Here is a 17,598-nt window from a genome sequence, read left to right as displayed (position 1 = left end):
GTCATTGCGCGGGGACGGCATTCACGGCAAGGTGTCGTGATGACCTTTGTGCCGTACGACCGCCCTGTCAAGGCCGCGTTTATCGGGCTTGGACGGATCTACGACCTGAACGTTCGCGCTTACGCAGGCAATCCCGATGTCGAAGTCGTCGCGCTTGTCGACCCGAGCGAGGAACGCCGGGCGCAGCGCCAGGCGGACTGGCCGACGGCCCGCACGTTCGCGTCTGCCGCCGCGCTGGCGTCAAGCGGCATTCAGGTCGACGCGGTAGAGGTGCTGCTGCCCGCTCCGCTACACGGCGACGGCGCGCGTCCGCGGCGTCTGGGATATCACCCTCGCGATGGACATGTACCTGCGATCCGATTACTACACCAATGACGAACGCTGGGAGATCACCGGCAGCAGGGGCTACGCGCGGGTCAACCGATGCACCGGCCGCGGCATCCAGCAACCGAGCCTCGAGGTCTACGCCGACGGCGTGATGCGCGGATATCACGCGCTCGATGACGACTGGGCGAGCAGCTTCCGCGACTCGGGCCGGCACTGGCTGCGCTGGCTCCGAACCGGCGACGGCCCCCTCTCGTGGAGCGGCGAAGAAGCGATCGAGGTGCTCAGGTTCGCGCTCGCGGCCTATGCGAGCAGTGCGTCGGGAGGGGCCGGCGTGAACCCCGCGCAACTCCGATAGCCAGCCGAGGCTCTCTCATCGCTACTTGCTGGCCGGGCTCAGCGGCAGCAGGGCGAGGGCGGCGCGGGCGGCATCCTTCTCCGTGCGACGCCAGGGGCGGCCGGCCGCCTGACCCAGGTCGGCGAGGACTTGTTCCGCGGCCGGCAGTGCGGACTGCTCGACGGCGTCGGCCGGCCACCCGCATTCGCTGGCCGCGGCGAGGAACGCACGGCGGTACAGGACTCCCTCGGCCGCATGCATCCAGGCGTGCGAGCGCAGCACCCCCGCCACGTCATCGGGTACCGACACTGGCTTGGTCACCACCGCCACCGCGTCTGGTGCGGCAGCCGGGACCTTGCCGAGCAGCGCGCGCAGCCCGGCCGCGGCGGCATCCTCGGCGCAGCGCTCCACCCGGCCGACCAGTGACTCGGCCGCGGCGGCGGCTAGGCCGGCCGCCGCGTGGTACGGCTGCGCGGGCAGCCCGGGCGCTACCAGGTCGATCTCGTCCCGCGCCAGGAACAGCGGCACCGCGGCTGTGCCGCCAAGAGCGAACGCGACCGCCGATCCGGTCCTGGCCACCACCCCGATGACGACAGCTGACATACCCCAATTCTTACTGCTGGGAGTCGAGCTGCCTTTCCAGGTCGCCGAGGACCCGGTAGCAGCCGAGGACGCTGCCGATGCTCGAGTTGGGCTCGCGCCCCTCGCGGATCGCCGCGACGAACTCGCGGTCCTGGATCTCGATGCCGTTGGTTGAAACGTCGACCTTAGAGACGTCGATGAACTCCTCGCGGCCGTTGACCAGGTCGTCGTAGCGAGCGATGTAGGTGCCGTTGTCGCAGATGTAGCGGAAGAAGGTGCCGAGCGGGCCGTCGTTGTTGAAGCTCAGCGACAGCGTGCAGACCTTGCCGGACGGCGTGCGCATGATGATGCCCATGTCCATCGCGATGCCGAGCTCGGGGTGGATCGGGCCCTGCACGGCATAGGCGAGCTGTGCCTGCTCGCCCGTCTGGTACTGGAACAGGTCGACGGTGTGCGCGGCATGGTGCCAGAGCAGGTGGTCGGTCCAGCTGCGCGGGTTGCCCGCCGCGTTCATGTTGGAGCGGCGGAAGAAGTAGGTCTGCACGTCCATCTGCTGGACAGCCAGCTCGCCGGCCGCGATGCGGTGGTGGACCCACTGGTGGCTCGGGTTGAAGCGGCGGGTGTGCCCGACCATGCAGACCTTGCCTGTCTCCAGCTGGACCCGCTGCACCTCCTGCGCGTCCGCCCAGCTGTCGGCGACCGGGATCTCCACTTGCACGTGCTTGCCCGCCCGCATCGCGGCGATGGCCTGGCTGGCGTGCATCTGGGTCGGCGTGCAAAGGATCACGGCGTCCACGTCGTCGCGGGCGAGCACCTCGTCGAGGTCGGTGCCCGCGTGCGCGATGCCGTACTTGTTCGCGACCTCTTCTGCCTGTTCGAGGCGGCGGCTGACGACCGAGGTGACGGTGACGCCGTCGATGTTGGCCAGGCCGTCGAGGTGCTTGATGCCGAAGGCGCCGGTTCCGGCGAGCGCGATCTTCATTTTTGCCGGTGTCTCCTAGGCAGTGTTGGCTAAGCGGGGGTTTCGACGGACTGCAGCACCAGGTGCCCGACAGCGGTGTTGGAGCCGGGGACGTGGTAGAAGCGGTACAGCTCCTGGGCCTCAGGGCCGAGGGCGCCGCGCATGATCAGCCACATGACGAGCTCGATGCCTTCCGCGCCCGCCTCGCGGACGAACTCCAGGTGCTTCAGCTGGGACAGCCCGTTCGGGTCCTTGACGAGCTGGTCCATGAAGGCATGGTCCCACGTCTGGTTGATGAACCCGGCACGCGGTCCCTGCAGCTGGTGGCTCATGCCGCCGGTTCCCCAGATGTGCACGTTGAGGTCCTGGTCGAAGCGCTCAACCGTGCGGCGGATCGCCTGGCCGAGCATGAAGCAGCGGTGCGCCGTCGGCGGCGGGTACTGCACCACGTTCACGGCGAGCGGTATGACCGTGACCGGCCACGCGTCCGGCTGGCCGTAGACAAGCGAGAGCGGCACCGTGAGGCCGTGGTCGACCTCCATCTTGTACATCAGGGTGAGGTCGAACTCGTCCAGGATGAGGCCCTCTGCCATGTGGGCCGCGAGATCGGCACGGCCGGCCACGACGGGCACCGGGCGCGGGCCGTACCCCTCGTCGGCGGGCGGGAACTCATCGGCGCAGCCGAGCGCGAAGGTCGGCACAAGTTCCGGCGTGAACGCGGACGCGTGGTCGTTGTAGACGAGGATGATGACGTCGGGGACGTTCTGTTTCGCCCAGGCCTTGGTCCACTCGTAGCCGTCGAACAGCGGCTTCCAGTACGGTTCCTGTGTCCTGCCGTGGTCGATCGTGGCACCGACGGCCGGGATGTGACTCGTGGTCAGCCCGTGCGTGATGCGAGCCATGGTCAGTTACCGTCCTTAATGGAGCGCCAGCCCTCCGGCGAGCGGCCGCCCGAGATCATCATCTGCTGGTACTCGTCGGTGGGCATTCCGGTCATCGTGCTGACCGCCTGCAGGTAGCTCAGCCCGTCGGTGGCGAAGATCTTCGCGAGGAAGTAGATCTGACCGCCGAGGTCGATCATCGTGTTGTAGTCGCGGTCGAGCACGGCCCGCTTCTGCTCTTCCGACATCTTCGTCTCGTCGAGGTAGGCGCGCTCGTCGGCCTTGAACCGCTCGCGGTTGGCTTCCTTCATCAGGCTCATGCAGAACTGGTTCAGCTCGTAGCCCTTTTTCGCGCGCTCGGCGGTGAACACCCGGGTCCCGGGGATATCGTCGAACTCCGCCGTATATGACGTCATGAGGCCTCCCAGTACAGGCGCATGGGGTTGTCGACGAGCAGCTTGCGCTGCAGGTCTTCTGTCGGGGCGAGCCGCGGGATGAGGTCCACCTGGTCGCCCTCGTCGGGCATGAAGCTCTTCATGTTCGGGTGCGGCCAGTCCGTGCCCCAGATCACCCGGTCGGGGAATGCCTGCGCCAGGTGGCGGGCGAACGGCACGACATCGTCGTACCCGGGCGGGCCCGCGACGGTGAGCCGCTCGGCGCCGCTCAGCTTGGCCCAGACGTTCTCGTGCTCGTGCATGAACCGCTGGAACGGCGTGAATCCCGGGCCGTCGATCGGCTTAGTGACGTCGGGGCGCCCCATGTGGTCGACGACGATGGTCGTCGGCAGGCTGGTGAACAGGTCCCAGCGCTCTTCCAGGTCGGGCGCCTCGAAGTAGATGACGATGTGCCAGCCGAATTCGGCGATGAGGTCGACGAGGCCTCGGTAGTAGTCGTCGGGCTTGGGGTCGGCGAGCCGCCTGACGAAGTTGAAGCGGACCCCGCGGACGCCGGCCTCGTGCATGTCGGCGAGCTCGTCGCGGGTGACACCCGGGCGAATGGTGGCTACGCCGCGGGCCTTCTCCCCCGCTGCCCGCAGCGCGTCGACAAGGGCGCGGTTGTCCGCGCCGTGGCAGGTCGCCTGGACGATGACGCTGCGGTCGAAGCCGAGGAAGTCGTGCAGCGCGAACAGCTTTTCCTTGGGCGCGTCGGTCGGCGTGTACTTCCGTTCGGGTGCGTAGGGGAAGACGTCGCCGGGACCGAAGACATGGCAGTGCGCGTCGACCGATCCCGGTGGCAGCTTGTACCGCGGCTTGTGCGGGTTGGCCACGTAGGTGAGCCAGTCAGCATCCGGTTGGAAGGTGGAAGTCATCGACTGTTGCGTTCCTCTTGTCCTCGTGCGCGCAGGCCCTCTTTTGTACCGCATTTGTTGACAATCTGGAAAGATGGCGGGCCACAACCCTGTCGCACTCCAACTGGGGCAGCCACAAAGGCCGGTGACCTACAGCGTGCCACGGAGGCTCATGAGGGCTGATCGCGGCCCGGACCACCATGCCAAGGCGGCCCTGCTTGAGGGTGCCGGCTTGGGTGTGAGGTGAAACACGCAACCGTTCGGAATAAAGGGTTTTCTCTTTTCCAGCGGATCGCTGAGTCTTGCCGACTGGAGACGCGGATGGGGCGGAGCCGCGAGCGCGGGGACCACAGAGTGACGTTCGCGGTGCTCGCGGCGGGGGTGGCGGCGTACGCGCTGCTCCAGTCGCTTGTCGTGCCGGTGCTGACCACGATTCAGGAGCAGCTGCACACCTCGCAGGACACCGCGGCCGAGTAGCCTGCCGGACCGGCGGAATCCGGTAGCGTCAGGCCGGGTATCGCTTCGGGCCCTGCACGTAGCTCCGGCCTGTGGGGGTCTCCCACTGATGCCAGCCGGGGCGCGTCTGGGTGACGGTCCAGCCGGAAGACTGCTTGACCTGATGACAGGTTCTGCTGCGGGCACCTGCGTTGCAGCCACAGGTGCGGCCGCCCTTGTCGTATGGGACCGCGTGCTCAAAGTCAGATTCTCTCGCGTGCCGTGAGCACACCGGGAAGGTGCAGGTGCCGTCGCGGATCTGGACCAGGTGACGAAGCCTGTCGTTCGGCTGGTACGCGTGCGACTCGTGCCGGTGATCGCAGTCGAGCGTGGGCACTGGTTCGAGTTCCACGGTGAGGCTCCTGCCGTCGGGCAGGGTCAGCGTCCATTTGCCGTGGCCGCCCGGTGGTCCGGTGTTACCGGCCCGGGCAAAGGCCCACGGCGAACTGTCCGGCGGCCCGGCCCCGCCTCGCGGCCCGGCCAACTCGGCGAGGCGGTCCGCGGTGATGGTGAGGTTGACCCGGGCGGTCAGGGACGCGAAGGCAGCTGGGACGGTGCCGGCTTTCTGTCGCGCGCAGCCGTGGCCGATGGCGATGCCTCCGGGACCGGTAACCGTCACGCAGAGCCGACTGTGCGGGCTGGCGACGGCCGCGTCGGCCAGGTCACGGCACAGAGTTGGATCGAGCGGGCCGAGACCGTGGCCGTCGCCAGGCCGCTCGGCCAGGCCAAGCAGCGTGGCCAGCGGAATCACGAGGTCGGCCAGCCGCAGCGGAGGCGAGGAGGCACCGCCGGATGGCCGGCCGCCGGACGGATGGCCGCCGCGAGGACCGCCGCTATCCGGGCCACTGTCGTTGCCCGGGCCGCTGTTTTCGCTTGGGCCGTCATCGCCGTCCGCGTCGTCGCCGTCCTTCGGACCGTCATGCTCGCTCAGGCCTTCGTCGCCTTGGCCGCTGTCCTCACCGGCGTAGGCGATGCTGACGAGGTGCCGGCTGGCGATGCGCGTCTCGGCGGAGATCTCGTTGATCAGGTCGAGGTAGGCCGTGACACGGAACTGGTCCATGCGCGTGTCGTCATCGAAGACGCCGGAATCCTTGTACTGCTGGGCTCGGGCGCTGACGTTGGCGTGGGCGGCCAGCGTCTGGTCGGTAGGCATGTCGCGGCCGGACAGGGCCGCCGCACCTGAGTCCTCACGGAACAACTGCACCCGGCATCGGTGCTGCTCGGCGTCCTCGCGGCGGCGGGTGGCCGACTCCGGGTCGACCGTGATCGCCGCCTGTACGGCGAGCTTCTCGACCTGGCCGTAGGTCTTTCCTGGCAAGTCGGGGGCGATGATCGCCTCGGCCCGTGCCGCGTCCTGGTCGGTGAGCTGGCCGAGGGCTTTGTCGACCGCCCGTGCCTTCGCGAGGGTGAGCTCTCCGGCGGCGAGCAGGTCGCCGGTGCCTGGGAGCACGGCCTGCAGGTTCCAGGCCAGCCACATCTGCTGTTCCGCCGATACCGCGGGCATCGACAGGGCAAGCGCCACCTCATGGGTGAGCGACCTGGTCCAGCCGTCCGGCAGATTGCCGTGATAGCCGCCGCCGGGCAGTGGCTGGTCGTCGTCGCGGATCAGCGCTCGCAGCAGGCCGAGCTTGCCCGCCGCGGCCCACGACTCCAGGGCCTGCCACTGGCGCAGCATGCCGAGCAGCTCGTCGCGGGTCGCGCCTGGGCATCGCCACTGAACACCTGACGACGCCTCCAGCGCGACGGCGAGCGCCGCCGACGGCCTGCTGGCGTCCCACTTGCCGTCCTTGGCGAATCCCGGAGTGCGCGGATCGTGTGCGGGGCCGGCCGGCGAGGGGGTGCCAGGTCCGGGCAGGCCAGATCCGGGGACGGGTTGGTCACTCGTCCCTCCCGAACCTGGCTGCCAGCCCATCGACGCTCCTTCCAGTGAATGCGCTACAAGATCTATTACTCGAATACTAACACGAATTTATGATCATTTTCAGTTAAGCCACGCCGATTCATGGGCGTGTCTCTGGCCTGCTCAGTAGCGGATGGCGATCTCGGTGCCGTCGTCGGCGCGCTGTGCCTGGTTGGCGAGCACGACGGCCTGGCCTGCGGCGATGCGCCGGGCCGACCAGGCGACGGCGGCCGCGTCGAGCAGGTCGTCCGCTGCGGCGCCAGCCACCCGCAGGGGGACGGCGATCCCTGCTCGCGCGAGCAGATCCCGGCGGGCGGCGAGTCCGGCCGCGGTGTGCTTGCTGTCGGGAAGCGGAGCACCGGCCAGGGCCGCGAAGGCCAGCTCGGGATGCACCTCGTACAGCCGGACACCATCTGGCGTCGCGGCCGCGCGGCGGCGGTACGCGTCGGCCTCGGCCATCTTCCCGCGCAGGCCCCAGGCCTGCACGGAGAAGCTCTTGCCGGTCAGCTCGCGGCACACGCCGCCCGCCTCGGCGTAGCTCTCGCATTCCCAGACCGGGCGCGGCGGGATCGCGAAGACGGTCACGCCGCGTCGGCCGAGCGCCCGCCGCGCCAGCACGTCGGCGTCCCGCCAGCCGGCCGCGAGCAGGCCGAGAGGCATGTCGATCCCGGTCACGCCGGTCAGCGGCAGGCCGTCGAGCGTGGCCGCCACGGCGATGCGGACGTCCTCGCCGGGGCCGAGCGTGACCGCCACCCAGCCCCGCGCGCAGGCGTCCACACCCGTGACGGCCAGCTCGGCCACCGGCTAGTCCCCCTTGACGTTCACGATCTGGCGGAGGGTATGCCGGATCTCTACCAGGTCGGCGGCGTCTGCCATGACGACGTCGATGCTCTTGTAAGCACCGGGGATCTCGTCGAGGAAGGCGTCGGTGTGCCGCCACTCGATGCCGGCCATCGCCGCGTCCAGCTGGGCGCGGGTGAAGGTCCGGCGGGCTTTGGAGCGGCTGTACTCGCGGCCGGCGCCGTGCGGGGAGGAGTTCAGCGACAGCTTGTTGCCCTTGCCTGTCACCACGTACGAGCGGGTGCCCATCGAGCCGGGGATCAGGCCCGGCTTGCCCTCGCTCGCGTCGATCGCACCCTTGCGGGACAGCCAGACGTGGCCGGTCTTGCCCTGCGGGTACTTCCACCGGGCGAGCAGGTCACCGCTCATCTGCTCGGTGTAGTTGTGGTGACAATTCCCGACCAGAATGTTGTCGGCAAGGGCAAAGGAGTGAGTGCCCTCGACCACTGCACAGTAGACCTCGGTCGACTCGCCAGTCGGCCGCACTGCGATGACGTTCCAGCCACGGCGCTCGCCGAAGGCGTTACCAGGCCGGTCATCACGGGAAGCCTCGAAGCGGCGCCGGTGCGCGGGGATCAGGAAAAACTCTGGGTCAAGATCGCTTCGCATGAGGCCGAGAAGATGCACGGCCGACGGTGGCTTCCCCCACCCTGATCGCGCGCGCGTCCTGATGCCGAATGTCCCGATGCCAATCTCCTGGCAGAGGACGCGCACGTACTCCAGGTTGGCCCGAGAAGCCGATGAGAGGGTCGGACGTCCCGTCTTTCCCACGTCACCGTCGGCGGCGAAGTAGCCCGCGAGCCACCCGTAAAGCTCTGACGGGGTGGAGTCAAGCGGCGGGGTGCCGGTCTTCCATTCTGGGGGCAGTCCCGTGATGCGGGTGAATGCGCCGGCATAGCCGTGCTGGCTGTAGTTGTACAGCCGCGGGGGCCGGCCCAAGCCCTCGAAGTACGGGAGGAGTACTGCATCCTTCGCTCCGTGGAAGTTCGCGGCCGACCTGTTGGGGCTGCACCGATAGCCGTCGCCGTAAACGAACCCGCGAGCGATGGACGTCCGGTCCAGCGTCATCGGAGGGCGGGGCGGGAACGAGAACTGCAGGCGGTCGCCCTCCTGGAGCTGGGCGGTGGTTGCCTCATACTCCAGCCCACGACGAGATCGCAGAAGCCATCTGTGACCGGCGGTCGCGCGGATACGCTTGATCACGCCCGAACGGCTCACGGTTACCTCGCTGACCTCCTGGTGGCCGAAGGACCGCACAGGTGCCTTCGTCCAGGCACCGTTTGCGGAGAGCAGCTCGTGTACGCTGCCAGCCAGAGATTCGATGGTTCGCGGCCCCTTCCGCGTTATAACCGCCGTCTCACCCGCGAAGCACTGGATCGTCTCGACCGCTTCGATGTCCCGGCCCATGAACGCGGCCAGGCAGGCCGTGACGCGGGCCATCATCTCGGCGCGGTTGAGCAGCGCGAAGTGCTGTGCCCAGCGCAGGTCGCGCAGGTAGTCACGGAACTCTGGCGTGCCCTCGACCAGGTAGGCGAGATCCGGGTTGGGAAGCGGGATCCAGGCGCGGTCGCACCACTGCTGTGCCACCTTGATGTGCCTGCTGGCCAGCTTGTTGCCGACGCCACGCGAGCCCGAGTGCAGGAACAGCCAGACCCGGCCCGCCTCGTCCAGGCTCACCTCGATGAAGTGGTTGCCTGAGCCGAGCGTGCCGAGCTGCAGCCGCCAGTTCGGCGCCACGGTCTGTGCGCTGTCACCGCCGTCCATGGCGGTGAGCTCGTCGATCCGAGCCTGCGTGCCGTCGTCCCAGACCGCGTTGTTGTACTTGCCCGCCGACAGCGGCACCGCCTTCTCGATCGACTCGCGCAGCCGGGCCAGGTCCTTGCCTCCCAGGTCATCGTGCACCAGGCCGGTGCGCACGGCGATCATGCCGCAGCCGATGTCGACCCCGACGGCGGCGGGCATGATCGCGCCCAGGGTCGGGATCACCGATCCGACCGTCGCGCCCTTTCCGAGATGGGCATCGGGCATGAGCGCTAGATGGGGCCAGATGAAAGGCATTGTCGCTGTCCGCCTGGCCTGCGCGCTGGTCTCGTCCTCCAGGATCGACGCCCAGTTCATCAGCTTCTTCGCCAGCTGCTCCACGACCGCTCATGCCTTTCCGTGCTCGCCGCCCGCATTGCCGGGCGCTCGAGCGCAACGGTAACCGCCGTCGTGCCGCGAAGGCATCTGCATTTCGCGCGGGGAGGGCCGCGCCGACGCGCGGAGGTGACGGGCAAGACGCCGGCGGCGCGGCGCAGCCGGCGATCCGGGGGCGAAACGGCGGCCAGCGCTGACACGGGACGACTAAACGGGAAATTCACATTATCTCCGCCCATCGCGGGCCTGCGAAGCGCAGGAAGCCTGAGAAATTGCCGGAATATTCAAACGAACTCATCCCGTCTGCTTACGGGCGAGCGCGCTTATTTCCTGAAGCCTTAACCGGATAATTATCGCAGCCGCAGCAGGCCGCACTCTGTGCGTCATCCCGGCATTTATCGCCACTGAATTTGCGGCCATTTAGCAGCCAATCGGCACGCGGCTCCCCATCCCGCTCACCGAGACCGGCGCGGTCACGGAAGGTGACCGGTTTCGCTGCGGCGATGGTCACGGAAGGTGACCGGCCGCGCCGAGACGACGGTCACGGAGGGTGGCCACAACCGGCCGCCCGCGCGGATGCGTTGACATCCGGGCGGGGTGGCGCGAGCGTGATAAACCGGGCGGAGCTGTCCGCTTGATGGAACGGTTACTCCTGAGCCTGGATAACAATTGTGACTGTGACCAGCAGTGTGGAGCGGGATACCACAAGCGTGATACCCGAGCTCGCGGTGTCCTCGCTTACGGTGCGGTTCGGCGCGCTCGTCGCGCTTGACGGGGTGCACCTGGCGCTGCGCGCCGGCGAGGTGGTCGCGCTGGCTGGCGAGAACGGGGCGGGCAAGACCACGCTGATCAGGGCGATCGCCGGAGACGTGCCGACGGTCTCCGGGTCGATCAGGGTGGGCGGTCAGTCGGTCGCGCCCGTACCCTCGGCCGCGGCGCGGCTCGGCGTGCGCGTGGTCTGGCAGGACCTGGCGCTCAGCGACAACCTCGACGTCGCCGCCAACGTGATGCTCGGCAACGAGCGGCGCAGGCACCTGTTCTCTGAGGTAGCGCTGCACAAGGACGCCTCGCGGCTGCTTGAGCGGCTCGGCATTCCGCTGCGGGACACCACGCAGCCGGTCAGGACGCTGTCCGGCGGTCAGCGGCAGATGGTCGCGGTCGCCAGGGCGATGGCGCGCGAACCGCGGCTGCTGCTGCTCGACGAGCCGACGGCCGCGCTCGGCGTGCAGGAGGCGGCCCTGGTCGAGCGGCTGATCACCCGACTGCGCGCCCGGGGCACGACGATCCTGCTGTCCTGCCACGACACGGAGATGATGTTCCGGCTCGCCGACCGGATCGTCGTGCTGCGCCACGGGCGGGTGGTCACCGAGGTGGCGCCGAGCGAGGTGCACCCGGACGACGTGGTGGCGCTGATATCCGGACAGGCCGTGGACTCATCCGCGCGCCGCCAGCTCACCAGGCTGCACGGCCTCACCGACCGCCTGGTGTCCTCCGACCCGTCGTCGTCGCTGTCGCTCATCCTGTCCGCGCTCGGCGCCGCCATCGGCAGCGAGCGGCTCGCCATCCACCTGCTCGAGGACGGCGAACTGGTACGCGCGGCGTCACTCGGCATGCCAGACACGCTGCTCGACGCGTGGGCGCGGCTGCCAGTCGGCATGTCGGGCGGCCCGGTCGGGCTCGCCGCGGAGCGTCAGGTTCCCGTCATCGAGGAGAACCTGCGGACCGACGGCGGCAGCTGGCAGGTCTTCGGCAACCTGGCCAGGCCCGCGAAGGTGGCGAGCTCCTGGTCGGTGCCCGTGCTCGGGCCTGGCGGCCTGCTTGGCGTGATCACCGTGTTCCGCGCGATGCCCGGACTGCCGCGCCGCGACGACCTGGACCTCGCCGCCCTGTACGCCGGGTACGCGGCCAGCGCGATCGAGCGGGACCGGCTTCTCGACGAGGTGACGGCGCGCAACAGGCTGCTCGAGACCATCAGGGAGATGCTGCAGACCCTGGCGGGCCCGGTGCCCGTCGAGTCGGCGCTGCGGATCGCGCTGCAGGCGCTGCGGCAGGGGCTCGGCGCCGAGGAGGTGGCCCTCATCGCCGCGTCCGGCGAGGTGACGACCTGCCGCGGCTACTCGAGCGCCGCCGACGACTTCTGGACGGCCGCGGCGGTTCCCGGCCGCGACGCTGCGGGCCTCGAGCTGCCGCCCGCGCCCCAGCTGCGGGAGGCGCCCGCGGCGATGCCCGAGTCGATGGCCGTGGCGGCCAGGGCTGCGGTCGAGCGCCGCGACCCGGACGGGGTCGCGGTCGACGGGACCGTCGACCCGGCCGCGTGGCCTGGGCCGCCGAGCGCGGGGACCCTGCGGACCGGCGGCGGCCAGCCCGCGCAGCACGCGGAGCGCCGGTACCTGTCCGTCTCGTTCAACGCGCCGGATGGCCGGACGATCCTGCTGGCCGGCTGGCGCGACGGCGCCCATTCTGAGGATGCGACCGCCCTGCTCGAGGACGCGGCGAACTCGCTGCGCCTGGCGCTCGAGCGGGAGCGGGCGCTGCTCGCGCAGCAGGAGGCGATGGCGCTGCGGCAGTCGCGCGAACTCCAGCGCACGTTCCTGCGCAGGCTGAGTCACGAGCTGCGCACGCCGCTCACCGCCATCACCGGGTACGCGACCAGCTTGCTGCAGCAGGACGTTACCTGGGACGCCGAGTCGCAGCAGCGGTTCCTGTCGCGCATCGCCACCGAGTCGGCGCGGCTCGGCCGCCTGGTCAACGACCTGCTCGACTTTTCCACCATCGAGTCGGGCATCCTGCGGCTCAACAGCGACTGGTGCGACATCCCGCTGGTCGTCGACGCCGCGGTCGCCGTGCTGCCGCCGGCGGCCGCGTCCCAGGTCACGGTCGCGGACGGCGGCGGGCTTCCGTCCATCTGGGCCGACCACGACCGGCTTGAGCAGGTGTTCGTCAACCTGATCGGCAACGCGCTCGGGCATAACCCGCCGGGCACGCGGGTTACCGTCACCGCGGTGCCCGCGGGCCCGGGCACGGTGACGGTGCGGGTCGCGGACGACGGCGACGGCCTGCCGCCCGAACTGGCCCGCGCGGTCACCGAGGCGGCGGACGAGCGCGATCCGCGCTGGCACGACGTGCTCGCCTCGAGCACCATCCGGCCGCCGCGGCGCGGTTCTGGCGCCGGGCTCGGCCTGTCCATCGCCAGCGGGATCGTGGCCGCGCACGGCGGGCGTCTCGAGCTGGCGCCGACCGCGCGGGGCACCTGCTTCCTGATCACCCTGCCCGTCGAGAGGCCAGCGAGCACCGCCACGGCCCCGATCGTGGCGCCGCCAGGCGCAGTGATACCAAGTAACACAGTGACACCTGATAATGCGGAGACACCGAGTAACGCGGTGACACCGAGTACAGCGACACCCAACGGAGTGACGGCACTGTGACCGAGCTGACCATGCCCACGACCCGGGTCCTCATTGTCGAGGACGACCCGAACATCGTGGACCTGATCAGGGCAAACCTGGCTGTCCGCGGCTTCGACACGCTTGTTTCCGCGGACGGCAGCAAGGCGCTCAGCCTGCTGGAGACCGAGCAGCCGGACATGGTGCTGCTCGACCTGATGCTGCCGGAGGCGGACGGTTTCGAGCTGTGCAGGCAGATCCGCGAGCGCTCCGCCGTAGCCATCATCGTGGTATCCGCGCGCGGCGGCGAGCGGGACAAGGTCACCGCGCTGAACATGGGTGCCGATGACTACATGACCAAGCCGTTCGGCATCGAGGAACTTCTCGCCAGGATTCTCGCCACGCTGCGCAGGACCCGGCCCGCCGAGGGAACGGTCGAGGCCGCGCCGTCGGTCATCACGCTCGGTGATGTCGAGATCGACCTGATCGGCCAGCAGGTTAGCCTCGCGGGCGAAGAAGTGCATCTCACCCCGACCGAGTTCGCGCTGCTCCGAGAGCTCGCCCTCAACAAGGGTAAGCTCCTTTCCCGCGCTCACCTGCTAAGACGCGTATGGGGCCGCGGTTACGAGACCGAGACGGAGTACGTGAGGGTGTACATCAGGCGGCTGCGGTCCAAGCTCGAACCTCCTGGCAGCCCCCCGCTGATCATCACCCAGCCCCGGGCCGGCTACCGAATCACCGGAGAGTGACTCTCCTGCACCACTGAAAGTGACGATGTTGTATCGTACCGTAAGCGGATAGCCGCTGCTAGATTAACAGCAGGGAAACGGTAAAGTCACGAAAAGGTCTCGACGACTACGCTGACGGCACTGAGCTACCCGGCCATTAACGCTTTTTTAACGTACTTACGAGAGTGTTAACGGCAACGTTTCTCCGGGCAGTCCTACGCTTTCCGCGAATAGTCCGGACGAACGTGTCCGGGTTATACGGATCTGGTCTCGCACATGCCCGCCCGGGTATGTCTGATGAATGAGCGAGGTACACCGTTGTATTCCGTATCAGCACGAGCCGGACTGACCGCGGCCGCCGCGGCCGCCGCGTTGCTCGCTGTGGCTGCCTGTAGCTCTAGTTCGACCTCCACGCCGGCGGCGACGACCTCCGCGCCGGCCGCGACATCAGGCACAGCCACATCGCCCGCGGCGACTTCGGGCGCCGGGTCGATCTCGGTCAACGACCTGAACAACTCCTTCTCCGCGATGGCGCAGCTCAAGTCGGTTGCCGCCGCGGGCAAGGGCACGATCGCGGTGATCCTCCCGGACACCACGTCATCCACCCGGTACGTCGAGTTCGACGCGCCGTACCTGAAGCAGGCCTTCACCGCGGCTGGGCTTACCAGCTCGGACTTCCTCATCGAGAACGCCCTCGGCTCCGACGCGACGCAGCTGTCTGACGCGCAGTCGGCCATCACCAAGGGCGCGAGCGTGCTCGTCGTCGACCCGCTGGACTCGGGCGTCGGCGCGCACATCGAGGCGTACGCCAAGCAGCACGGCGTGGCGGTCATCGACTACGACCGGCTGACCCTTGGCGGCACCCGCTCGTACTACGTGTCGTTCAACAACGTCAAGGTCGGCCAGGTCATGGGGCTGGGCATGGTCAGCTGCGTCACCGACTGGGGCGTCAAGAGCCCCAACCTCATCGTGATGAAGGGCGCACCCACCGACAACAACGCGACGCTGTTCGCGCAGGGCTACGATGGCGTGCTCGCGCCGTACTTCGCCTCCAAGGGCTGGGTGAACGTGTCCCAGCCGGCCGGCACCTGGGACCCGCCGACCGCGCTTTCTGAGTTCCAGCAGCAGTACACCGCGCACAAGAACATCAACGCGGCGCTCATCCCGAACGACGAGAACGCTGCCCCGATCATCCACTACCTGCAGGGCCAGGGCATCAAGGCGAAGACCTTCCCGACCACCGGGCAGGACGCCACGCTGACCGGCCTGCAGAACATCCTGGCCGGCTACCAGTGCGGCACGGTCTACAAGCCGATCTACCTGGAGGCACAGGCCGCCGCCGCGCTCGCGCTTTACGTGCGGGCCGGGCAGACGCCGCCCGCCAGTCTGGTGAACGGCTCGACCGCCGACTCGACCGCGAAGACTCAGGTTCCGTCGGTCCTGCTCGTCCCGACGTGGGTAACCACCAAGAACATGAACGCCACCGTCATCAAGGACAACTTCGTGCCCGCATCCCAGCTGTGCAAGGGCTCCTTCGCGACCGACTGCACCGCCGCCGGCATCTCCTAACCCATCGCACACCGCCTGTCCGGGGTGCGGGCACCCAGCCCGCACCCCGTACGGGTTGATCAGGCAGGATGTAACTGTGAACGACGCTGAACCGCTGCTGCGGCTGCGTGGAATCGGGAAGAACTTCGGGCCCGTGCGCGCGCTGACCGACATCAACCTAGACGTCCCCGCCGGCCAGGTAACCGCCCTCGTTGGCGACAACGGCGCGGGCAAGTCGACGTTGATCAAAACGATCTCCGGGATCTGGGAGCCCAACGGCGGCGACATACTGTGGCAGGGCAAGCCGGTGCACTTCCACTCCCCCAAGGACGCGACGAACACCGGGATCGCCACCGTCTACCAGGACCTGGCGCTCTGCGACAACCTCGACATCGTGCAGAACATGATGCTCGGGCACGAGATGCTCAGCGGCGGCGCGCTGCTCGACGAGATCCACATGGAGAAGGCGGCCAAGAAGACACTCGCCGACCTGAATGTCACCACGGTCCGCAACATCCGCCAGCCGGTCGGCTCGCTGTCCGGCGGGCAGCGGCAGGCGGTCGCCGTGGCCAAGGCCGTCATGCTGGAGGCCAAGCTCGTCATCATGGACGAGCCGACCGCGGCGCTCGGCGTCTCGCAGACCGCCCTCGTCCTCGAGATCATCGAGCAGCTCGCCAGCCGGGGCATCGCCGTCCTGCTGATCTCGCACAACCTGACCGACGTGTTCCGCGTCGCCGACCGGATCGCCGTCCTGTACCTCGGCCGCATGGTGTCAAGCGGGCCGGTGGCCAACTACGACACCAGCTCCACCGTCCACTGGATGACCACAGGAACGGCCCCGGGAACGGCCCCAAACTCCCATGCGTCATCCCCGCAGAGCACGGAGGGCTGAACCATGACGTCCGTGAACCAAGACCCGACGCCAACCGAAGACGAGATCACGACATCGCCGGACGCGTCCGCCGAGCTGCTCGCCAACTCCATGGGCGAGTACCTGCGGATCGTGCTGCGGCGGATCCGCTCGGGTGAGAGCGGCGCGCTCCCTGTCATCGTCGGCCTGATCGTCATCGTCATCTTCTTCCAGGCGAAGAACTCGCTGTTCCTTTCCGCTGGCAACCTGGTCAACCTGATGGCCCAGTCGGCGTTCATCATCACGCTCGGCATGGCGGAAATCTTCGTCCTGCTGCTCGGCGACATCGACCTGGCCGCCGGGTACACCGCCGCCTGCGGCGCCGTCATCGCGCTGTGGATGCTGGCACTCGGCGACCCGTGGTGGGCCGCCGTCCTCGCCGCGCTCGCCGCCACGGCCGCCTACGGCGCGCTGCAGGGGTTCATCATCGCCAGACTGGGGCTGCCGTCCTTCGTGGTGACCCTGGCCGGCCAGCTCGGCCTGTCCGGCCTGCTGCTCTACCTGATCAACGCGACGGGCAGCATCGGCGTCGGCGGCGTCATCAACCTGCACAACGCGGTCATCAACGACATCGAAAGCGGCCAGCTCAGCCCGACCGCCACCTGGATCGTGATGCTCGTCATCGCGGCGCTGGCCGGCCTTGTCCTGTTCTACGGCGACCAGCGGCGCAGGTCCGCCGGCCTGGTCGCGCCGCCGGTTTCCGTGACGCTGCTGAAGATCGCCGCCGTGTTCGCCGCCGCGATCGTCATCGCGGCGGTCGCGAACCAGAACCGCGGCCGGCTGATCACCCTGGAGGGCATGCCCTGGGGCATCCTCGTCGTGCTCGGCGTCCTGTTCCTGTGGACGGTGCTGCTCGGGCGGACCCGGTTCGGCCGGTACATCTACGCCATCGGCGGCAACGCCGAGGCCGCCCGCAGGGCCGGCATCAGCCTCCTCAGGATCCGCACGCTCGCCTTCACCCTGTGCGGCCTGACGGCGGGCATCACCGGCATCATCTACGCCTCCTACCTGGGATCCATCTCCACCAATGTCAACGGCGGCCAGAACGTGCTGAACGCCGTGGCGGCGGCGGTCATCGGCGGCACCAGCCTCTTCGGCGGCCGCGGCAAGATGCTGGACGCCGTCCTCGGCGGCCTGGTGGTCGGCGTCATCTACAACGGCCTCGAACTGCTCGGCCTGTCGGCCGCCGCTCAGCTGATGTGGACCGCGCTCGTCCTGCTCGCGGCCGTTATTGTGGACAGGATCACGAGGCGCGGACCGGCCTGACGCGCCCGGAGTACTACGC

16 protein-coding genes are annotated in these 17,598 nt (G+C 68.7%); 8 read left to right on the top strand and 8 right to left on the bottom strand.

From position 1 onward, the window contains the following. The first annotated feature begins 39 nt into the window (after nucleotides 1–39). Nucleotides 40–375, top strand: coding sequence for a Gfo/Idh/MocA family oxidoreductase (locus EAS64_RS24135; RefSeq protein WP_145856276.1), 336 nt, complete (start codon nucleotides 40–42; stop codon nucleotides 373–375). Continuing rightward, entirely contained in the window at nucleotides 338–682 is a 345-nt protein-coding gene (locus EAS64_RS24130) for a hypothetical protein (protein ID WP_145856274.1), read from the top strand. Before EAS64_RS24135 ends, EAS64_RS24130 begins: the two co-directional genes overlap by 38 nt. 21 nt (nucleotides 683–703) lie before the next feature. On the opposite strand, the gene EAS64_RS24125 is transcribed toward EAS64_RS24130, so the two are convergent. From EAS64_RS24125 to EAS64_RS24105, 5 genes are read right to left on the bottom strand one after another with little or no spacing between them, the layout of a single operon-like run. Next, nucleotides 704–1,264 carry a hypothetical protein gene (locus EAS64_RS24125; protein WP_145856272.1) on the bottom strand — a complete coding sequence of 187 codons (561 nt, stop codon included), beginning with the start codon at nucleotides 1,262–1,264 and terminating at the stop codon, nucleotides 704–706. A gap of 10 nt (nucleotides 1,265–1,274) precedes the next feature. Continuing rightward, a complete protein-coding gene (locus EAS64_RS24120) occupies nucleotides 1,275–2,225 on the bottom strand; it encodes a Gfo/Idh/MocA family oxidoreductase (protein ID WP_145856270.1) in 951 nt (316 codons plus the stop codon). 29 nt (nucleotides 2,226–2,254) lie between these two features. Then, nucleotides 2,255–3,106, bottom strand: coding sequence for a class III extradiol dioxygenase subunit beta (locus tag EAS64_RS24115; RefSeq protein WP_145856268.1), 852 nt, complete (start codon nucleotides 3,104–3,106; stop codon nucleotides 2,255–2,257). A gap of 2 nt (nucleotides 3,107–3,108) precedes the next feature. Then, the gene (gene ligA / locus EAS64_RS24110; protein ID WP_145856266.1) at nucleotides 3,109–3,501 is read right to left on the bottom strand and encodes a protocatechuate 4,5-dioxygenase subunit alpha; all 393 of its coding nucleotides are present in this window, start codon (nucleotides 3,499–3,501) and stop codon (nucleotides 3,109–3,111) included. After that, the gene (locus EAS64_RS24105) at nucleotides 3,498–4,394 is read right to left on the bottom strand and encodes an amidohydrolase family protein (protein WP_145856264.1); all 897 of its coding nucleotides are present in this window, start codon (nucleotides 4,392–4,394) and stop codon (nucleotides 3,498–3,500) included. The genes ligA and EAS64_RS24105 overlap by 4 nt, the downstream gene beginning before the upstream one ends. Nucleotides 4,395–4,694: 300 nt before the next feature. Here EAS64_RS24105 and EAS64_RS44980 point away from each other — a divergent pair, with 300 nt between their 5' ends. Continuing rightward, entirely contained in the window at nucleotides 4,695–4,850 is a 156-nt protein-coding gene (locus EAS64_RS44980; protein ID WP_222849536.1) for a hypothetical protein, read from the top strand. Between the two features lie 28 nt (nucleotides 4,851–4,878). Here the strand turns inward: EAS64_RS44980 and EAS64_RS24095 are convergent, their stop codons facing one another. From EAS64_RS24095 to EAS64_RS44975, 3 genes are all read right to left on the bottom strand, one after another. Continuing rightward, nucleotides 4,879–6,780: a DUF222 domain-containing protein gene (locus tag EAS64_RS24095; protein WP_145856262.1), complete on the bottom strand. Its 1,902-nt coding sequence runs from the start codon at nucleotides 6,778–6,780 to the stop codon at nucleotides 4,879–4,881. A gap of 111 nt (nucleotides 6,781–6,891) precedes the next feature. After that, a complete protein-coding gene (locus EAS64_RS24090) occupies nucleotides 6,892–7,569 on the bottom strand; it encodes a DUF429 domain-containing protein (RefSeq protein WP_145856260.1) in 678 nt (225 codons plus the stop codon). Nucleotides 7,570–7,572: 3 nt separating this feature from the next. After that, entirely contained in the window at nucleotides 7,573–9,750 is a 2,178-nt protein-coding gene (locus EAS64_RS44975) for an RtcB family protein (RefSeq protein ID WP_222849535.1), read from the bottom strand. 671 nt (nucleotides 9,751–10,421) lie between these two features. Here EAS64_RS44975 and EAS64_RS24075 point away from each other — a divergent pair. The 5 genes from EAS64_RS24075 to EAS64_RS24055 all read left to right on the top strand — a co-directional run bounded on the left by EAS64_RS24075 (nucleotide 10,422) and on the right by EAS64_RS24055 (nucleotide 17,579). Then, nucleotides 10,422–13,169, top strand: a complete 2,748-nt coding sequence (locus EAS64_RS24075; protein ID WP_145856258.1) for an ATP-binding cassette domain-containing protein — start codon at nucleotides 10,422–10,424, stop codon at nucleotides 13,167–13,169. After that, nucleotides 13,166–13,876, top strand: a complete 711-nt coding sequence (locus tag EAS64_RS24070; protein WP_222849534.1) for a response regulator transcription factor — start codon at nucleotides 13,166–13,168, stop codon at nucleotides 13,874–13,876. The genes EAS64_RS24075 and EAS64_RS24070 overlap by 4 nt, the downstream gene beginning before the upstream one ends. 297 nt (nucleotides 13,877–14,173) lie before the next feature. Further along, entirely contained in the window at nucleotides 14,174–15,424 is a 1,251-nt protein-coding gene (locus EAS64_RS24065; RefSeq protein WP_187366137.1) for a sugar ABC transporter substrate-binding protein, read from the top strand. A 76-nt stretch (nucleotides 15,425–15,500) separates the two neighbouring features. Beyond that, nucleotides 15,501–16,295, top strand: coding sequence for an ATP-binding cassette domain-containing protein (locus EAS64_RS24060; protein ID WP_145856253.1), 795 nt, complete (start codon nucleotides 15,501–15,503; stop codon nucleotides 16,293–16,295). Nucleotides 16,296–16,298: 3 nt separating this feature from the next. After that, the gene (locus EAS64_RS24055) at nucleotides 16,299–17,579 is read left to right on the top strand and encodes a sugar ABC transporter permease (protein WP_145856251.1); all 1,281 of its coding nucleotides are present in this window, start codon (nucleotides 16,299–16,301) and stop codon (nucleotides 17,577–17,579) included. Nucleotides 17,580–17,598 lie beyond the last annotated feature (19 nt).

It is taken from the genome of Trebonia kvetii (genome assembly GCF_007827045.1).
Classification (GTDB): Bacteria; Actinomycetota; Actinomycetes; order Streptosporangiales; family Streptosporangiaceae; genus Trebonia; species Trebonia kvetii.
The sequence above is the reverse complement of the archived record's forward strand: the minus strand, read 5'-3'. Positions and strand labels throughout refer to the sequence as shown.

Bases quoted from the DNA above. Each gene is read 5' to 3' on its own strand.
- EAS64_RS24115 (WP_145856268.1), bottom strand. From the start codon at position 3,106: ATGGCTCGCATCACGCACGGGCTGACCACGAGTCACATCCCGGCCGTC.
- EAS64_RS24105 (WP_145856264.1), bottom strand. From the start codon at position 4,394: ATGACTTCCACCTTCCAACCGGATGCTGACTGGCTCACCTACGTGGCC.
- EAS64_RS44980 (WP_222849536.1), top strand. From the start codon at position 4,695: ATGGGGCGGAGCCGCGAGCGCGGGGACCACAGAGTGACGTTCGCGGTG.
- EAS64_RS24120 (WP_145856270.1), bottom strand. From the start codon at position 2,225: ATGAAGATCGCGCTCGCCGGAACCGGCGCCTTCGGCATCAAGCACCTC.
- ligA (WP_145856266.1), bottom strand. From the start codon at position 3,501: ATGACGTCATATACGGCGGAGTTCGACGATATCCCCGGGACCCGGGTG.
- EAS64_RS24055 (WP_145856251.1), top strand. From the start codon at position 16,299: ATGACGTCCGTGAACCAAGACCCGACGCCAACCGAAGACGAGATCACG.
- EAS64_RS24135 (WP_145856276.1), top strand. From the start codon at position 40: ATGACCTTTGTGCCGTACGACCGCCCTGTCAAGGCCGCGTTTATCGGG.
- EAS64_RS24095 (WP_145856262.1), bottom strand. From the start codon at position 6,780: ATGGGCTGGCAGCCAGGTTCGGGAGGGACGAGTGACCAACCCGTCCCC.
- EAS64_RS24125 (WP_145856272.1), bottom strand. From the start codon at position 1,264: ATGTCAGCTGTCGTCATCGGGGTGGTGGCCAGGACCGGATCGGCGGTC.
- EAS64_RS24130 (WP_145856274.1), top strand. From the start codon at position 338: ATGGACATGTACCTGCGATCCGATTACTACACCAATGACGAACGCTGG.